The organism is Tunturiibacter gelidiferens (genome assembly GCF_014201335.1).
GTDB lineage: Bacteria > Acidobacteriota > Terriglobia > Terriglobales > Acidobacteriaceae > Edaphobacter > Edaphobacter lichenicola_E.
In genome coordinates this window covers 780,386-798,272 of sequence record NZ_JACHEB010000001.1, presented here as the reverse complement: position 1 = coordinate 798,272, position 17,887 = coordinate 780,386, and the positions used below count along the sequence as shown (strand labels likewise).

Here is a 17,887-nt window from a genome sequence, read left to right as displayed (position 1 = left end):
ATCGTTGTTTACGGCTTGGGTGGTGTCTCGACGACCGGTTTGCGGAGCAGACGGAAGATGTGTGCGGGCATCACGTCCGGACGCAGCGCGACGTAGTTACTGCGGTCGTGCCACTGGTAGCGGTTGTCTGTGAGCAGATCTTCAATCTCAAAGGTCTCATTGTGTGGGATTGCAAGCTTCTTGAGATCTAGATCGATCCATCCTGCCTGCTCCTGAGTTGGATCGAGATTGACGACAATAAGAATCTGATTTTCTCCGCTCGATTTGCTGTAGGCGATGATGTTTGAATTATCGACGTGGTGGAAGTGGAGTGAGCCGTCGGAGTGAAGGGCCGGGTTGTTTCGACGGATTTGATTGACGAGCGTGACGAGGGGCGCAAGGCTGTTGCTGGCGCTGCGGTTCCACTGGCGAATCTCGTACTTCTCGCTATTGAGATATTCTTCGCTGCCAGGTTTGGCGGGAACGTTCTCGCAGAGTTCATAAGCGGGGCCGTACATGCCGTAGTTCGCGCCGAGCGTTGCTGCAAGGATGAGGCGTTGCATAAAAGCTGGACGGCCACCGTTTTGCAGAGCGGCATGCAGGATGTCGGGCGTGTTGGGCCAGAGATTTGGATGAAAGTAATCGGTCACGGGCGGCTTGGTGATCTCTTCGAAGTACTCCTGCAGCTCGTCCTTCGTGTTGCGCCAGGTGAAGTAGGTGTAGGACTGGCTGAAGCCGGCCTTGGCGAGCGAGTACATCACGTGGGGACGGGTGAAGGCTTCGGCGAGGAAGATCACATCGGGATATTTTTTGTGGATCTCAGCGATGCACCACTCCCAGAAGGGAATTGCCTTTGTGTGCGGATTGTCGACGCGGAAGATTTTAATATCGCGCTTGATCCAATAGGTGAAGACATCGCGCAAACCCTCCCAAAGCCCGCGCCAATCGGGCGACTCGAAGTTGAGTGGATAGATGTCCTGATATTTTTTAGGAGGATTTTCGGCGTATTGGATCGAGCCGTCGGGGCGGATATTGAACCATTCCGGATGCTCCGCGACCCAGGGGTGATCGGGCGAGCATTGGAAGGCGATGTCGAGGGCGACCTCCATGCCGTGTTCGCGGGTGGCAGCGACGAGCGCGTCGAAGTCACGAAGAGTGCCGAGAGGAGCGTGGATGGCTTTGTGGCCACCTTCCTTCGCCCCGATGGCCCAGGGGCTGCCCGGGTCGTTTTCCGTTGAGGTGACACTGTTGTTCGGGCCTTTGCGAAACGCTTTGCCGATGGGATGAATCGGCGGCATATACAGAACATCGAAGCCCATCGCTGCGATGTCTGGCAGAAGGGCTTTCACGTCGGCGAAGGTGCCGTGGCGTGTGGGATCGGGTGAAGTCGATCTCGGAAAAAGTTCGTACCAGGTGGAGTAACGCGCTCGCTCGCGGTCGACCCAGAGATGAAGTTCTCTTGCGTAGCGCGTGGCGAACGCGAGATCAGGATATTGCGCGACCAGGGCGACGATCTCGTCCGTCAGCGGATTCTCGTATACGTCAGATTTTGCCTTTGCCAGTTTGAGCAGGCGTGCGGCTTCATCGGCCAGACGCTTGCTGTCATCTCCTTCTGCGCGTTTTGCCGCGTGCTCCAGGAGGAGTGCGCCGGAACGCAAGGCGAGCGGAATGTCCTGTGGAGCGGCCGCGGAATTTGTGCCCCCGGGAATGGGCTGGGCGTCGAGTCGCTTTTGCAGATCTGCAGACCAGGTATCGAAGTGATCAACCCACGCCTCGAGGGTGTACAGCCAGTCGCCGAGCGCGTCGACAGTGAAGCTGGCAGACCAGAGATCATTGGTAAGCGGGGAGAGAGGAGTGGTGCGCCAATCGGCATCGCTCGAGTGGCGATAGAGTAGGCGTCCGGAGACATGGTCGTGACCATCGCCAAAGACCGCGGCAGTTACGGTTACGGTGTCGCCCAGGATTCGCTTTGCTGGATAACGTCCACAGTCGACTTGTGGTTCGACCTCTTCAATAACGACACGCTTGCGGCCTTCAATGGGTTTCATACTCACTCAGATCTTATGACTCGCTTTCGTACCTATAGTAGTCCGACGGCCGCTTCAGACGTCGCCATCGGAACCGCCAGGCACTCCTCATAGGAAGATGCAGACTGAGCCGTATGTGTTTGCTGGCAATGGGAAAGCGTCAAGTTGTGCGCAAATTTGTATAAGCCGCGTGCAAAGCGAAAAGTCGCCTTTGACGTGCCGGTTTTCCGGACTTCCAGGGGGCTTCCGTCCAAACTCGCACATGGCACGAACAGCCGTTAGAGAGCGAACTCGTTTTCAAATGGGGATTCGCGGATAGCACCGTCATATGCGGGTTTTATGGCAGCAGTCAACAGATATTTCGATAGGGAAACATTTTGAGAATCCCGCTGTTGGCGTCTTGAATTTGAGGATGATTTCTCCAATTGAAATAATTTTCCCCTTGACAATGGGTTAACGCCTCTGTTCGACTTGCGGGCGTTACAGGGAGGCGGAGATTTCATGGCACACCTACGCAAGACCAGCGCTCCTTCAGAGGCGATCAAGAACGTCAGGACACAGCGCAGAGACTTTACCTACTTGACAGGTTTTCTGAAGACCAGATTTTCCCGAGTATTTCAAACCATACTTTTGCTGATGATTGTTGCGGGCGTTGGTCCCCAAAAGGCAACCTTGGCTCAGACCGATCTTGGCTTCATCTCCGGAACAGTCCGCGATGCCGCTGACGCCGTGGTTCCGAATTGTCAGATCGAGATAAAAAACTCGAGAACGGCGGCAACGCGCACCGTCACATCTGACCAAAACGGTTACTTCAACGCCCCATCGCTTACGGTAGGGCCCTATTCAGTTTCAGCCACAGCGCCCGGATTCAAACATCTGGTGACGAATGTCGATGTGACCACGAACGGTACGACCGCTAATCTTCAACTCTCTGTGGGGAATGTGCAGCAGGAAGTGACGGTCACCTCAGGGTCGGGCTCGGTGAGTTTGCAGACAGACAATCACGAGTTGGTAACAACGGTTTCGCCAACCCAACTGGTCAACCTGCCGAACAACAGCAGAAGCATCCTCAACATTGCCACGCTTGGGCCGTCGTCGCAGCAAGGGACCGACGTTGGCGTGGATGGTGGAGATGAAGGTTTCTACGGACAGACGGCAAACTCGGTCATCATCTCAGGACTCGGTAATGCCCATACGGCCTTTCTTCAGGACGGCGTGGATAACACCAACCTGTTGACGCAGACGGTGAATATTCTGTCGTCGGTCGAAGCGAGCCAGGAGGTAACGACGATCCTGAACGGCGCCCCTGCGCGCTTCAGCCAGCCGTCGATTATCAACGTCATCACAAAGAGCGGCTCGAACCAGATTCACGGAACCGCATACGACTTCCTTCAAAATGATGATTTCGATGCTCAGAACTGGTTTGCTACGTCGAAACCTGCCAAACGCTATAACCAGTTTGGCGGCAACATTGGCGCTCCGCTCTGGAAGAATAAATTGTTCGCCTTCTTTGATTATTCGGGCCTGCGGAGCCACACGGCTAACGTCAATAACGATCGAGTTCCGACAGATGCGGAACGCGCGGGCAACTTCGCCGGAGACGGAATCACCATCTACAATCCGGCAACTTACAATCCTGCAACCGGCACAAGCCAGCCGTTTGCCAACGATCAACTTCCCGCGCTTAGTCCGTTTGCGCAGGCGTGGTTAAAGAACTATCCCGAGCCAAATGTTCCGCTGAATGCGAACAACGTCAATTACATCGTGAATCTACCCGCGATCAGCAACTATGACGAGTACCTGGGACGCGTCGATTTCAACATCTCTCCGCGTGACTTGCTGTTTGGCACGGTAGCAAGGCTGGAAAGCCAGTCCGGCAACGACAGCATCACGCCGGGACTTTTCGGCATCTTTATCGCGCTCCAGGGAACGAATATCTCGGTCGCCGAGACGCATGTCTTCAACGCAAACGTCGTGAACGTCTTCAAGGTCGGCTACAACCGCAGTAATCTGTTTCGCTCACAACAGGGCCAAGGCGCCGTCGACTATGCGCAACAGTATGGCCTGGCAAACGTCAATCCTCTGCCTTCGCAATGGACGCCGCCCGCTATCAATTTGAATACGGGCAACTACGCCTCGCTTGGAGATCCCTACTCCCCGCAAGGTGCCATTCAAAACCGCTATCAGTTCACCGATGAAGTGAGCTGGAAGCTGGGCAACCACACCTTCGTATTCGGCGGTGATTACGTCAGGACACAATTCGATGGCGACTGGGTAGTCGGAAACAACGGCATCTATAACTTTGACGGCAGCGCAACCTCGCAGTACGTCAATGGCGTGCGCAGTTCCACGGACCAAGGAAATTCCCTGGCCGATCTTGAGCTTGGATTCCCCAGGACAGCCAACGCAGCCAATGGCGTGACATTAGGTGACTTCCGTGGCACAGATGTGTCTGGTTATGTGCAGGACGACTGGAAGGCGTTGCCTAAACTGACCTTCAATATCGGATTACGTTACGACTTCGACAATCCACCGAACGACAAGAACGGTCATGGTGGACTGTTTAATGTGGCGTCGAACACAGTCATTCCCGGTACCTGGAAGACAAACTATAACGACTGGGCACCACGGTTCGGCTTCTCCTATCAGGCCGACGATCGCACAGTGATCCGTGGTGGATATGGAATCTATTACGCGCCAATCCTCTACAACAACTTGCAATTCGAGTTGTTGTACTCGCCCAACTTTGTGAATCAGTCTTACTCGTTCAACGTGGCGGCTCCAGTCGATATTCAGAGTCTGTTTGTTCCTAACCCATCTTTGGCCGGACAACAGAACTACACACTGACAAAGACCTTGAAAGACACGTCAGTGCAGGACTGGAACGTCAACATCGAACGGTCGCTCAGCAGCAACACTCTCTTAACGCTCGGCTACATTGGCAATGTGACCCGTCATCAGTCGGCGCGCGCCGACCTTAATCAGCCATTTGGACTGGCGCCCGGAAACACGAGCGGCATCCTCGATCTGAGGCCGAACCCGAACGTCGGAACCACCGACGGTCAGCTCAATGCGGTCTCGGCAAACTACAACGCCCTCGCTATCAAACTAGAGCGGACGTACACCAACGGCCTGCAGTTCCTGGGTGCCTATACCTACTCGAAGGCGATGGATATTCTGGATGGCGACAACGCTGACATCCAAAATGTCTATAACCCAGGGCTGACCTATGGGCCTGCGGGCTTCGATCGCACTCAAAACTTTATCTTCAGCGGAGTGTACGAGTTGCCATTTGGTCCTGGGAAGAAGTTCCTGAACTCAAACAATCTGTTCAATCGCGAGATTATTGGCGGCTGGCAGCTCTCTGGCATTCAGGTGTTCTCCACGGGGCAGCCAATCCAAATCACAGCGAATAACAATGCCGATACCAGTTCCGTTCACGCCGTTTATGCAAATCGGATCTGCACCGGCAATCCTCCAGCAGGTCACCCCCGCTTACAGTTCTTCGATCCTTCCTGCTACGTACAGCCTGCCACTGGCCAATATGGAACAACCAGAAGCGGACCGCGTCAGCCGGGCATCGATACGACGAATGTAAGCCTCCAGAAGGCGTTCGCGATCACCGAGCGGCAACAGCTCCAGTTCCGCGCGGAGGCGTTCAGCATCTTCAATCACCCGAACTTCGGCACCGGAAGCACCAGTGTTACGAATCCGGCTGCGGGACTGCTTACAACGGAACCGGTTGGTCAGCGAGTGCTGCAATTGGCTTTGCGCTATGCCTTCTAATAGCGTTGGCGTCTAATCACAGGGGTCAGAGGCTTCCCTTCTGACCCCTCTCAACTTAGGATTGCTCGACGAAATTCGTTTCATTTACTTGCACGCAATATCAAGAAAACGCACTGGAGATAGGTTATGGCTGTGACGCGACGTAAGTTTCTATTGAACTCCACCTATGCAGGAGCTGGGTTTGCCGTAGTTGGTGCAATGAAGCCGGTAGTTTTGTTAGCGCAGACGGGCGAAAAGGATATGGCTCCATACCTGACCGGAATCAGGATGGCCGCAACGCCCGCGACGAACTACCGTGCGTATCGCTCGAAGGTGGTTGCGACACCAGATGTCACAACCTGGGTTCAGGTGGACCTGAAGAAGAGCGTTCCCATCTCCGCCATCCAGTTATTTCCCGCATCCGAGCGGATGTATCCGGGCCGCGATCAATATTACGGCGGTGAAGGATTCCCTCTTCGTTTCAAACTGGAGGCTTCGGACGATGCAGGCTTTGCGAAGGCTGAGACCATTGCAGACTTCACTCAATCTGACTTCCCGGATTTGAAAGACAACATCACGCAGTACGCGGCGCATGATGTTCACGGGCGATATGTGCGGTTGACGGCTACGCGACTTCGGCCCGTCAAGGCGCCCGATACCGACGGCACGCCGCTGGGCAAGGAGCCTAAAGATAGCCCGGACTACACGCTGATGGTTGCGAAGATGGCTGTTTTGTCCGGCGGACATGATGTCGCGGTGGGCTGCAAAGTAACAGCAGATGAGAAGTACGGAAACAACGAGCTTGTCGCGCAGCTCACGCGGCCTCCACGGCAGGATGGAGAAGGAATTCGCGTCGACAATCCCCATGCAGTGACCGACGCTGCAACCTGGAAGCCCGCAAAGTTTAAAGCAGAAGCTCCGAAGACGGGGGTGACATTGGATGGCGGCGTCTTTCAGGCCGCAATGCAAAACAACATTCAATATCTGCTCAACTCTTATACAACCGACGATCTTCTCCGCCAGTTTTATGAGCGAACAGGCAAGATCAAGAACTTCAAGCCTACCGGCTCGCAGGTCTTCTGGGAGGAAGATCTTGCGGGTTCAAACGCAGGCCGTTTTCTGATGGGCGCAGGCAACACGGTGCGCTGGATTGACGACCCTGAGTTGCGGCGCCGTCTCAATGTTGTGGTCGCAGGTATTGAAGAGTGCCGCCAGTCGAACGGATACATCATGGCGTATCCCGAAGACACGATTTTTTATTCTGAGCGCGCAGCGTACACTCGCGCGTGGCTCACGCATGGACTGCTGGAAGCGGGATATGCCGGCAACCCGAAAGCACTTCCGATGCTGCGCGGATACTACGACTGGTTCAACCAGCAATCCTTCCTGCCGGTGATGCTGCGCGGAGCGATTCAAGGCGGACAGGGCATGGTGGCGAATACACGCGTGTGCACAAGCCCAGTTGGAAAACCAGCGGATGCACAGGTGATTCAGCGCTACTACCAGGAAGATGGCTGGATGGAAGGGTTGGCAAAGCAGGAGAAAGAGCAGGTGTGGCAGTATCCGTATGACCGCCCACATTGCTACCTGCTGACCAATCTTGAAGCATATCTGGATATGTATCTTGCCACGGGCGATGTGCGGTATCGCGATGGTGTGCTCGGCGCGTGGGAACTCTATCGCGCACACTGGCAGCAGGCGGGCGGAAGCATCTCTATCATCGAGTTTGAGAAAGATCCGCCGAACAGCAACTATCTCCGCCAGAAGCTTGGCGAGCTGTGCGGCAGCAGCTTCTGGGTCTTCCTAAGCCAGCGTTTCCAACTTCTGAATCCTGATGAAGAACGCTATGCCACTGAGATCGAGAAATCGATTTACAACGTTGGCATGGCGAATCAGGACGGCGGCGTAGGACTTCGCTACCACACGATCATGGAAGGCAAGAAAGAGAAGTCCACGCACGAGAACACGTGTTGCGAAGGACAGGGAACACGGCTGCTTGGGACTCTGCCGGAACACATCTACTCCATTGCGCCGGATGGAATCTATGTGAATCTCTACGAACCTTCGACGATTCGTTGGCAGCAGGCCGGGCAACCGATGGAGCTGAAGTTAAACACGCGCTTCCCCTACGACACGCATGTGAGCGCTGCTGTTAAGGTGTCGGCACCCACACAAGCTAACCTGCGAATTCGCGTTCCTTCCTGGGCCGCGAAGGAGATGACAGTGTCAGTTAACGGAAAGGCGGCGGGTTCAGGCAAGCCTGGCTCGTATCTCGCGGTCGATCGTGAATGGAACGACGGAGATGTTATCGAGTTTGTGCTTCCTGCAGAGATCCGAGTGAAGCGTTACAACGGTGACGACCAGGTCGCGGGTAAGAAGAGGTACTCCGTGGAGTACGGTCCAATTCTGCTCGCTGCTGTGGGAGCTCCAACAGCAAATATCACGGTGGACAAGGGCAAGGAAGCAGAGCATCTCGCAGATCATCTGGAACCCGTTGATGGGGCGCCGCTTCACTTCTCCGTCCGTGGAAACACGGATCAGAAGTTCATGCCCTACTGGCAGATCTCGGAAGAAGAGTTCACCTGTTATCCGGAAGTGACGGCGATGGCGTGATTCAGTCTGGGCGGACTGCCGTGGATCGGCGGTCTGCCCGCCCGCTCGAGCAAAACAAGTTTGAAGTTAGTGGTTCCAACTTTCAGCAGTGTGCAAGTGTTCCGGTCAATCAAACTCATGAAAATTCTGCGCCCCGCAATCTCTCCACTCGCCTCCGTCGCGCGCGCTCTGTTATTAGTTGCTCCGGTCTTCTCTCTTTGCGCAGCACAATCCTTCGCGGCACCAGTCCATCTTCGGGTTGATCAACGGGTTGATCCGCTCGGCATCGATTCGGCTGCGCCCACCATGTCCTGGCAGAGTGATTCCGCTGATCGCAACTGGACTCAGTCTGCGTATAGGATTCTGGTTGCGAGCTCACCCGCCGCGCTGCGAGCCGAACATGCAGATGTGTGGGACAGCGGGAAGCAAACGTCATCAGAGTCGGTAAATGTGGTGTATGCCGGACCTGCGTTGAAGTCTCACCAACGTTGTTACTGGGCCGTTCGCACCTGGGACGCTAAGGGAAAAGAAGAGCGCTCCGCCGAGGCCGCGTGGTGGGAGATAGGTCTGCTGCAATCGTCTGACTGGCAGGCCCAGTGGATCCGCCGCAATGATGACGACGAGACCGCAATATTGAAAAAGATCGCGTGGATCTGGTTGCCTGATGGGGATGCGCAGCATGTCGCGCAGGGTGAAGAAGCGGAGTTCCGTTACAACCTGCATCTGAGCAAAGTTCCCGCGTCAGCCTGCCTTCACGTCTTCGCAGGTGGGATCTTCACGACGCGGGTGAATGGCGTCGTCACCGGTCATAAGGATCAATGGGGATCTTTCGATCGCGAGGATATTCGAGACCAGCTTCATACAGGCGACAACCAGATCATCATTCATTTAGAAACTCCGAAATCGAATGACGCGAACAAAACCTTCCGTGCTGCCCTGGCCGCGACTCTACAACTCACAGACGACTCAGGAAAAACGAGCTGGATCGAAAGCGACGATACTTGGCAGGCTCGATCGATCAAGCCTGCGGAAGGCAAAGAGTGGTCGCCTGCAAGAAGGCTCGGGGCGCTTGCAGATCTCCACTTTGGCGTCTACACGGATCGCGAATCACCTGCTCCCAATCCCGACAGAATCGATTCAGGCACCGCGCTGTTCCGGAAGCAATTCACTTCAGAGCGCAAGGTGGCCTCGGCGCGGCTTTATATCACTGCGCTCGGAAGTTATGAGGCCTTTCTGAACGGAAAGCGAGTCAGCGATTTTAGACTTACGCCGGGCTTCACTGACTATCGAAAGCGTGTTTTATACCAGACGTACGACGTCACTTCGCTTCTCGTACCGGGACACAACACCGTTGCGGCCATTCTGGGGGCAGGATGGCACGGTAGTCCGCTGCTGTGGTCGGGCTCGCGGTTGTTTCCTGGGCCGGATCGTCTACGCGCTCAGCTGGAGTTAACCTTCGCAGACGGCACTCATCAAATGATCGCAACAGACTCCAGTTGGCAGACAGCCGCGTCGCCTATAGTGTCCTCCGAGATCTACGGCGGGGAAGCGTACGATGCTCGGCTTGAAGTGAAAGGCTGGAATACCTCTGCGACACGTAGTCCGTTGGGCTGGACGCCGGTCGTCGTCGATGACGCTAACACTAAAATTCTCGTGACGGCTCAACCAGACACACCGGTTCAACCCCGGGAGACGATCACTCCAATCAACGTGACAATGGTCGGATCCGGTAACGCGCAGGATGCAGTGTTCGACATGGGACAGAATATGGTCGGCGTGGTGAGTCTTCATGTGCGAGGTGCGCGAGGAACCACTGTGAAGCTGCGATTCGCGGAGCGACTCAATCCAGACGGAACCGTATACACAGAAAATCTGCGAGACGCCGACGCGACCGATTCCTACACGCTCAGCGGCAACGGTGACGAAACTTGGACTCCGGCGTTCACCTTCCATGGTTTTCGTTATGTACAGATGTCCGGCTACAGCGGAAAGCCTCCGTTATCGACCTTGCAGGGCGAGGTGCTCAATAGCCTTCCTGCTTCACCGTCAATTCGCTTTGAGAGTTCCAGCGAGATTCTTAACAAGATGAGCCAGCTTGGCTTGTGGGGACAGCGCGGCAACTTCCTTTCGATCCCCACTGACTGCCCGCAACGTGACGAGCGCATGGGATGGATGGGCGATGCAGGCGCCTTCTGGCGTACAGGTTCGTACAACTTCGATATCGATGCGTTCTCACACAAGTTCATGCTGGACGTAACGGATGCGCAGACTGCCGATGGAGCATTTTCGAATATCTCGCCAGATCTTTTGCTGGGAAGCAGCGATCATCCAGGCGCGCCTGGTTGGGGAGATGCTGGCGTGCTCGTTCCGTTTGCGACCTGGCTGCAGTATGGCGACGCGTCGTTAATCGAAAAAGACTGGCCGGCTATGGAGCGATGGATGGACTTCATCCTGCGCACGAATCCGAATTACATTCGAGAAAAAGCTCTTGGAAATAACTTCGCAGACTGGCTCGCGCCTGATCCACGCACGCCGTCTGACCTTGTTGCGACGGCCTACTGGGTCATCATCGCGCGACAGATGCAGACGATGGCGGTCGCGCTTGGCCGCACTGCAGACGCTGAGAAGTACGCCACGCTGATTTCCCATATTCAGTCGGCGTATCAGCAAAAATACGTTCACTCCGACGGGTCAGTCGCGGGAGACACGCAATCAGCCTATGTGCTGACTCTCTATACGGGGCTCGCTCCAAAAGAGCTTGAGAAGTCGATGACCGATCGCCTGGTGCGCGACATTCAGGCTCGCCAGACGCACCTGACGACGGGCTTTCTGGGTACGCCGTTCCTGCTTTCGGTGTTGGAAGCTGAAGGCCGCTCAGATGTAGCCTACAAGCTGCTTTTGACGACCACCTATCCCTCCTGGGGATACATGGTCGACAAGGGTGCGACGACATGGTGGGAACGTTGGAACGGTGACACCGGCGATCCTGCAATGAACTCCTATAATCACTATGCGTTTGGCTCCGTGATGGCATGGGTCTTTCGACGCGTGTCCGGCATCGACGCAGATCCTTCGATGCCAGGATTCCATCATATTGTGATTAGCCCGCACGTCGAGCCGGGCCTATCGCATACGCATACTGAGTACGATTCTGTGTACGGAACGGTCGTGACGGACTGGACCAAAGACTCGAATGGACAACTTCAACTGAGCGTGAAAGTGCCGGCCAACACCACGGCGACAGTCTTCCTTCCTGCGACTTCCATGAGTGTCGTCAAGCAGGATGGAGAGCGTGTCACGATTCCTTTTAAAGAAGGATCGATGGTGCGCGACATCGGCTCAGGAAGCTACAAGTTTTCGATCGCTAATAATTGAGGTGCGATTGGCGAGTCGAAGATGTACTGTTTTATCAATAGCCCGCTGCTTTACCGTAGTTGCGGCGGTTATCGTGCCCGCCCAGCAGTTCATGGGTTTTAGGATCGACTGCAATCAGTTCGCTGTCGCCCCAGGTGCCAGGGTTATGCTCGTCGGCGACGGCGAGTCTATTCACCGTATAGCCCATATCCTTGAGCTGGTCGGCGACCTGAGGCGAGAATTTCTTCTCGAGGTCGAGGCGGTCGGGCAGGTATTGGTGGTGGAAGCGCGGGGCGTCCGCGGCCTGCTGGATGTTGAGGCCATTGTCGGCGACGCTGAGGAAGTCGTTCGCCACTGTGGTGATGATGGTGGAGCCGCCCGGGGTGCCGAGCACGAAGGCGAGTCTCGCGTGATGGAAGAGGCTGCCTTTTGTGGTGACAATGGTTGGGGTCATAGCAGAGAGCGGGCGCTTGCCGGGGCCAATTGAGTTGGCGGGACCCTGGATCAGGCCGTACATATTTGGCACGCCCATCTTCGAGGCGAAGTCGTCCATCTCGTCGTTCATCAGGAAGCCGAGGCCATCGACCGTAACCCCTGACCCGAAGGTGTTGTTGAGCGTGAATGTGTTCGCGACGGCGTTGCCATCAGCGTCCACGATGGAGAAGTGAGTGGTCTGGGTGGATTCGTGTGCGACAGGCTGAAGCTGAGGAGGAGGAGGCATGAAGCCCGCTGGCCGCACTAGGTCCTTCGAGGGCGTGGGCGAGTTGGGTTGAATGGAGCTGCGCCACGCGGCGGCGTAGGCCGGGTTTGCCATCTCTTTGATGGGTTGCGGAGTGAAGTCCGGATCGCCTAGGTAGTCCGCGCGATCCATGTAAGCACGGCGAAAGGCTTCGGTGATGACGTGAACCTGGGGGGCGGAGCGGTCGGCGCCTAGCTTGGGGAGATCGTAGGTAGATAGCATGTTGAGAATTTCGACCAGGACGATTCCGCCGGAGGACGGCGGCGGCGCGGTAATTATTTTGTAACCGTGATAGGTACCTTTTATCGGCTCGCGATCTTTGACTTCGTAGGCGGCGAGGTCGGCTGCGGTGATGAGACCGCCACCGGCCTGTTCAAACGAGGCGATCTGTTTCGCCATCTCGCCTTTGTAGAACTCCTCGGGGTTTGCGGCGATGCGTGTGAGAGTGGCGGCTAACAGAGGCTGTCGGAAGGTGTCTCCCTCTTTATAGAACTCGCCATCGCGCTGGAAGATGTGCGCGGAGGTGGGGAAGCGGGATAGCAATTTGTTGCGGAGATTCTGCGCTTCTTCCGCGGAGAGGACATAGCCATCGGTCGCGAAGTGGATGGCGGGAGCCATGTCTTGCTGGAGAGTGAGCTTGCCGAAGTGGCTCTGCGCATAGACGAGGCCGGCGACGGTGCCGGGAACGCCCGAGGCCTTGTACCCAACAGTAGAGAGTTCTGGAATGACGTTCTTCTGTTCGTCGAGGTACATGTCACGGGTTGCAGCTGCGGGAGCCTTCTCGCGATAGTCGATGAAGTGGGTCTTGCCGTTGTGGTTGCGGATGAGCATGAAGCCGCCGCCGCCGAGATTGCCTGCCTGCGGATAGACCACCGCAAGGGTGAAGGCGACGGCGACGGCTGCGTCAATCGCGTTGCCGCCCTGCTTGAGGATGGCGAGGCCGGCGTCAGTCGCGTCGTGGTGGATGGTAACGACCATGGCGTGTTTGGCGCGGATGGGTTCTTCGGAGATTGCGGTCTGTGCATGAAGCAGCATGCCGCGAGAGAGGAGAAGACAGCAGAGAGTCATTGCGAGGCAGGACTTTGGTCTAGGGGAGGCGAGGGGCAAGGACGTTCTCCGTGGATGTTCTTCGGCTGTAAAAGGTCAGCATATCGTGGATCGCCCGCAGTTTTGGGTCGTCCGCAATGCGTGCGACTCTCCAAGACCATGGACGATAGAATCAAAGGCTATGTCGACGCGTATTCGTTCGTATTCGAAGATCAATCTGGGGCTCGCGATCGGGCCGACGCGGCCTGACGGATTTCATGGGCTGACGACGCTTTACCAGACGCTCGACCTGCATGATCTGGTGACGGTCTCGGCCAAGCGCTCCACCGCGACCAGGATTTCGCTGACGACAAATCATCCATTTGTTCCGCGCGACGGACGGAACACGGCATGGCGGATGGTTGAGCAGTGCCTGGCGCGACTGGGCGTAACGGCTGTGGTCGAGATTCATATTGAAAAGAGGTTGCCGGTGCAGGGTGGGATGGGTGCCGGTTCGGCGAATGCCGCGGCTGCGCTGGTGGCTTTGGAGCGGGAGCTTGGCGAGGCTCTAGCGGGGGTGGAGCGTCTGAAGCTGGCGGCGGAGATAGGCTCGGATGTCCCTTTGTTTCTGTTAGGCGGAGCGGTTCTTGGGCTGGGACGGGGAGAGCAGGTGATCCCCATGCCGGACCTTCCTAAGACCTGGTGTGTCGTGGCGGTTCCTTCGGTGGGAGTTTCGACACCGGCGACGTTCAAGGATTGGGATCAGCGGCGAGCGGCTGAGGCAGCAGTATTTAGTGGCGCGTCAACATCCGGGGCTCATGACGCGGAGCCACCCAAGACCGTTGACGCCTCGGAGGAGGGAGAATTGGGGGAGGGACATGGCGTAACCCGTGCCGTTGAGTTGACTTCCAAGCCCCAAATTGATAAGCTACATGAGTTGAGTCTTGCTTACTCATCCCTCTCTACCCCGACGGGCGTTAGCCTGACAGGGAAGTCCGGTGATAGTAGGTCCGGCACCTCCGGTATCGTTCGCGATCCTAATCCTGAGAAAAAACGGGATTTACCTGGTGAGAATCAGGCTGACGCGATGAACGATCTGGCCGAGAATACCCTTCTCGCGCTTGTCCGCACCGGGATTGGAAGCGATGGTCTTCAAAATGATTTTGAAGAGGTCGTCTTTCCTCAGTATCCCTCCTTGCGAATAACCAAGCGTCAATTGATGGGTAATGATTTGGATAGTTCCGCTATCTATGCGGCTCTATCAGGTTCTGGCTCTGCTTTGTTTGGACTTTATCGGTCCGAGCGGGATGCCAAGGCAGCTCAACAGCGCGTCCAGTCCTCTGTCGCTTCGTCTGACGAGGGGATCGCGGTACAGGTTTTCCTTACGGAAACCTTGCCCCGGTCGGAGTACTGGGGCAGAATGTTCGCGGAGTGACCTCGCCGGTCAAGGTAAAATCAAACTGCATCCGGCGATGTACTGGGCGATCGACTAACGGTAGGTCAAGTGCCTTTGGAGCACTTTGTCTAGGTTCGAATCCTAGTCGCCCAACCAACAAGTCGACGCCAGATGCGACGAGACGGATTAGGGATCTTAGGCGGCAGCAACAACTTGCCGCAGCAGTAAGACGATTTTGGACTTCGCGGAAAACAGCGCGAAGAAAGATGTACGAAGAGAAGAGCCGAAGTCTTTTAGTTTTTTTGAGCAGTCCGCAACAAGGATTTCAGAAGAAGTAACGGGGCCGCAACAAGGCCTCCGAAGACAATGCAGCAGGAACATTCAAGGTCAACCAGCCTGGAGGGTTTCACGTGAACGAACGAAACACGACTGCGGTTCTTTCCCCTATCTCAGGGCAGTCTGAAGAGACAGAAACAATCTCTCAGACTGCACCGGCGCTCTCCTCCAATGGAATTCTGGACGGGAAGCCAAAAACATCTGGAACGGACAAGACGTCCCCGGAAGAAAAGCGCCCCGGCAGGCTGGCAGATGATAAGCGTATCAAGATTTTTTGTGGGTCCTCCAACAAGCCTTTGGCCGAGGAGATCTGCAAGTTCGTCGGTGTGCCGCTGGGCGAGACCCGGTTGCAGAGATTCTCCGACGGCGAGGTTCATTTTCAGCTGCTCGAGAACGTTCGCGGTGCGGATGTATTTCTCGTGCAGCCTACCTGTTTCCCGGTCGATCAGCATCTTGTCGAACTGCTGATCATGATGGATGCGCTGAAGCGCGCCTCAGCCGGACGAATCACGGTTGTGATTCCTTACTATGGCTACGCCCGGCAGGACAGAAAAGACCGTCCGCGCGTTGCCATCACGTCGAAGCTGGTTGCCGATCTTCTGACTACCGCCGGTGCAAACCGCGCTCTGCTCGTCGATCTGCATGCAGCCCAGATTCAGGGTTTCTTCAATATTCCGGTGGATCACTTGTTTGCCAGCCCGGTGCTGGTGAGCTTCTTCCGGAAGCTGGAGCTGCCCAACCTGACGGTAGTTTCGCCGGATGCAGGCGGCGTGGAAAGGGCGAGATTCTTCGCCAAGAAGCTGGATGTACCGTTGGCCATCGTCGACAAACGGCGGACCGACATCAATGTCACCGAGGTGATGAACGTGATCGGCGATGTGCAGGGCCGAACGTGCTTGATCCTCGACGACATTATCGACACCGCCGGAACTTTGGTGAAGACGGTGGATGCGCTGCTGGCTGAGGGCGCCGAAAAAGTTTATGCGTGCGCAACGCATCCGGTGCTTTCAGGCCCGGCGGTCGAGCGTATCGCAGCATCACGGTTGGAGCAGTTGATCGTGACGAATACCATCCCTCTCCGCGAAGACGCGTTGAAGGTGGAGAAGATCAAAGTGCTTTCGATTGCCGGTCTGCTTGGCCGCGCGATCGAGAGTATTCACATGGAGACCAGCGTCAGTACGCTGTTCAACTAGGTCGCAACCAGCTACAGGCGGCCTGGACTAACCCAGGTAGCAAAGGGAGCAGAGCTCAACTCTGTGCCCGAAAGGAAGATTTCATCATGGCAACATCCACCATTGAAGCAGTCGTCGCAACGCCCCGCGAGGGCAAGTTCAACAAGAACGCCGCTCGTCGCGTTCGTGTCGCCGGTAAGATTCCCGCCGTTGTCTACGGCGCGGGCCAGGACGCAGTCGCGGTTGCGGTCGACCCCAAGGTCATCACCAAAATTCTGCACTCTGACTCCGGTCACAACACCATCTTCGACCTCAACGTCGAGGGTTCCGCCGTGGTCAAGGCCATGATCGTCGACTGGCAGCATGAGCCGATCAAGGGCCACTTGCTGCACATCGACCTGAAGCGCATCGCGATGGACAAGATGATGACCGTTTCGGTGCCGATCCAGTTGGTTGGCGTTCCGGCCGGCGTCAAGTCGCAGGGAGGAATTCTCGAGCACGTCATGCGCGAAGTCGAAGTCGAGTGCTTGCCAAACGACATTCCGAGCCACTTGGATGTCGATGTCTCTGGCCTCGAGTTGCATGGAGTAATCCACGTCTCCGACCTGCCGCACTCGGGCAGCATCAAGTTCCTGGGCGATGAGCACGCGACGGTCGCTCACGTTACCGCGATTAAGGAAGAGGTTGTGGCTGCTGACGCGATCGTCGCTGCTCCGGTCGAGCCAGAGGTTGCCAAGAAGGGCAAGACAGATGCAGCCGCTGCTGCTCCTGCTGCCGATGCCAAGGACGCGAAGAAGAAGTAGTTTCGTGCGGCCTGCGAGTCTTTCAAGACCTGCAGGCCGCCTGAGTTTGCTGGAAAGGGAAACAAAGCGTGAAGTTGATTGTCGGTCTCGGCAACCCCGGTATCGAGTATCAGTTCACGCCGCACAACGCAGGCTTTCTCGCTGTGGATCGCATCGCGGACGACTGCGGCGTGGTCCTCTCGAATCGCCGGGGACGGGCTCTCACGGCGAAGGCGAGGCTCGCAGGACACGAAGTTCTGCTGGCTAAACCTGAGACGTACATGAATCTGAGTGGGCTTTCGGTAGCCGCACTGGTTCGGGAGCTTGAGTTGGAAATCCCGTCAGAGGACCTCATCGTCCTCTATGACGAGCTTGCATTTCCGCTGGGCCGACTACGCATCAGCGCGAACGGCAGAGCAAACGGGCACAACGGAGTGAAGTCCATCTCCGGTGCGCTTGGAACAGAAGAATGGTTGCGAATTCGGATCGGCGTTGGGAAACCAGCGCTGGCGGATGGTAGAGAGATCAAAGCGGGCGGCAGGGATTATCTGCTGTCGCAGTTTCGCAAGCAGGAGCTTGCGGTGCTGGATGAAGTGCTCGACAGAGTGGAAGACGCTGTCGAGGCGGTGATGACCGAAGGGGTTAGCGCCGCGATGAACAAGTTCAACCGTCGGCCTGACGATTCTGAGAATGGATCGGATGTGTCGAAGGAGAAGTAA

9 protein-coding genes and 1 tRNA gene are annotated in these 17,887 nt (G+C 56.3%); 8 read left to right on the top strand and 2 right to left on the bottom strand.

Features of this window, described 5'->3' with window-relative positions:
- Nucleotides 1-8: 8 nt before the first annotated feature.
- Nucleotides 9-2,027 carry an alpha-1,4-glucan--maltose-1-phosphate maltosyltransferase gene (locus HDF14_RS03400; protein WP_183973485.1) on the bottom strand — a complete coding sequence of 673 codons (2,019 nt, stop codon included), beginning with the start codon at nucleotides 2,025-2,027 and terminating at the stop codon, nucleotides 9-11.
- Between the two features lie 480 nt (nucleotides 2,028-2,507).
- Between HDF14_RS03400 and HDF14_RS03395 the strand changes: the two genes are divergently transcribed.
- From HDF14_RS03395 to HDF14_RS03385, 3 genes are all read left to right on the top strand, one after another.
- Entirely contained in the window at nucleotides 2,508-5,792 is a 3,285-nt protein-coding gene (locus HDF14_RS03395) for a TonB-dependent receptor (RefSeq protein ID WP_183973483.1), read from the top strand.
- A 126-nt stretch (nucleotides 5,793-5,918) separates the two neighbouring features.
- Nucleotides 5,919-8,384 carry a beta-L-arabinofuranosidase domain-containing protein gene (locus HDF14_RS03390; RefSeq protein WP_183973481.1) on the top strand — a complete coding sequence of 822 codons (2,466 nt, stop codon included), beginning with the start codon at nucleotides 5,919-5,921 and terminating at the stop codon, nucleotides 8,382-8,384.
- Nucleotides 8,385-8,501: 117 nt separating this feature from the next.
- The gene (locus HDF14_RS03385; RefSeq protein ID WP_183973479.1) at nucleotides 8,502-11,738 is read left to right on the top strand and encodes an alpha-L-rhamnosidase; all 3,237 of its coding nucleotides are present in this window, start codon (nucleotides 8,502-8,504) and stop codon (nucleotides 11,736-11,738) included.
- Nucleotides 11,739-11,772: 34 nt separating this feature from the next.
- On the opposite strand, the gene ggt is transcribed toward HDF14_RS03385, so the two are convergent.
- Nucleotides 11,773-13,563 carry a gamma-glutamyltransferase gene (ggt, locus tag HDF14_RS03380; protein WP_313899470.1) on the bottom strand — a complete coding sequence of 597 codons (1,791 nt, stop codon included), beginning with the start codon at nucleotides 13,561-13,563 and terminating at the stop codon, nucleotides 11,773-11,775.
- Nucleotides 13,564-13,684: 121 nt separating this feature from the next.
- On the opposite strand from ggt, the gene ispE reads away from it, so the two are divergent.
- The 5 genes from ispE (at nucleotide 13,685) to pth (ending at nucleotide 17,887) form a co-directional block, all read left to right on the top strand.
- Nucleotides 13,685-14,917 (top strand): 4-(cytidine 5'-diphospho)-2-C-methyl-D-erythritol kinase, encoded by a 1,233-nt coding sequence (gene ispE, locus HDF14_RS03375; RefSeq protein ID WP_183973477.1) that lies wholly within the window; start codon nucleotides 13,685-13,687, stop codon nucleotides 14,915-14,917.
- Between the two features lie 43 nt (nucleotides 14,918-14,960).
- Nucleotides 14,961-15,034: transfer RNA gene (locus tag HDF14_RS03370), tRNA-Gln, on the top strand.
- 356 nt (nucleotides 15,035-15,390) lie between these two features.
- On the top strand, nucleotides 15,391-16,407 hold the full coding sequence (locus HDF14_RS03365; protein WP_423247780.1) for a ribose-phosphate diphosphokinase: 1,017 nt from the start codon (nucleotides 15,391-15,393) through the stop codon (nucleotides 16,405-16,407).
- An 86-nt stretch (nucleotides 16,408-16,493) separates the two neighbouring features.
- Nucleotides 16,494-17,189: a 50S ribosomal protein L25 gene (locus HDF14_RS03360; protein WP_183973475.1), complete on the top strand. Its 696-nt coding sequence runs from the start codon at nucleotides 16,494-16,496 to the stop codon at nucleotides 17,187-17,189.
- Between the two features lie 68 nt (nucleotides 17,190-17,257).
- Nucleotides 17,258-17,887: an aminoacyl-tRNA hydrolase gene (gene pth / locus HDF14_RS03355; RefSeq protein WP_183973473.1), complete on the top strand. Its 630-nt coding sequence runs from the start codon at nucleotides 17,258-17,260 to the stop codon at nucleotides 17,885-17,887.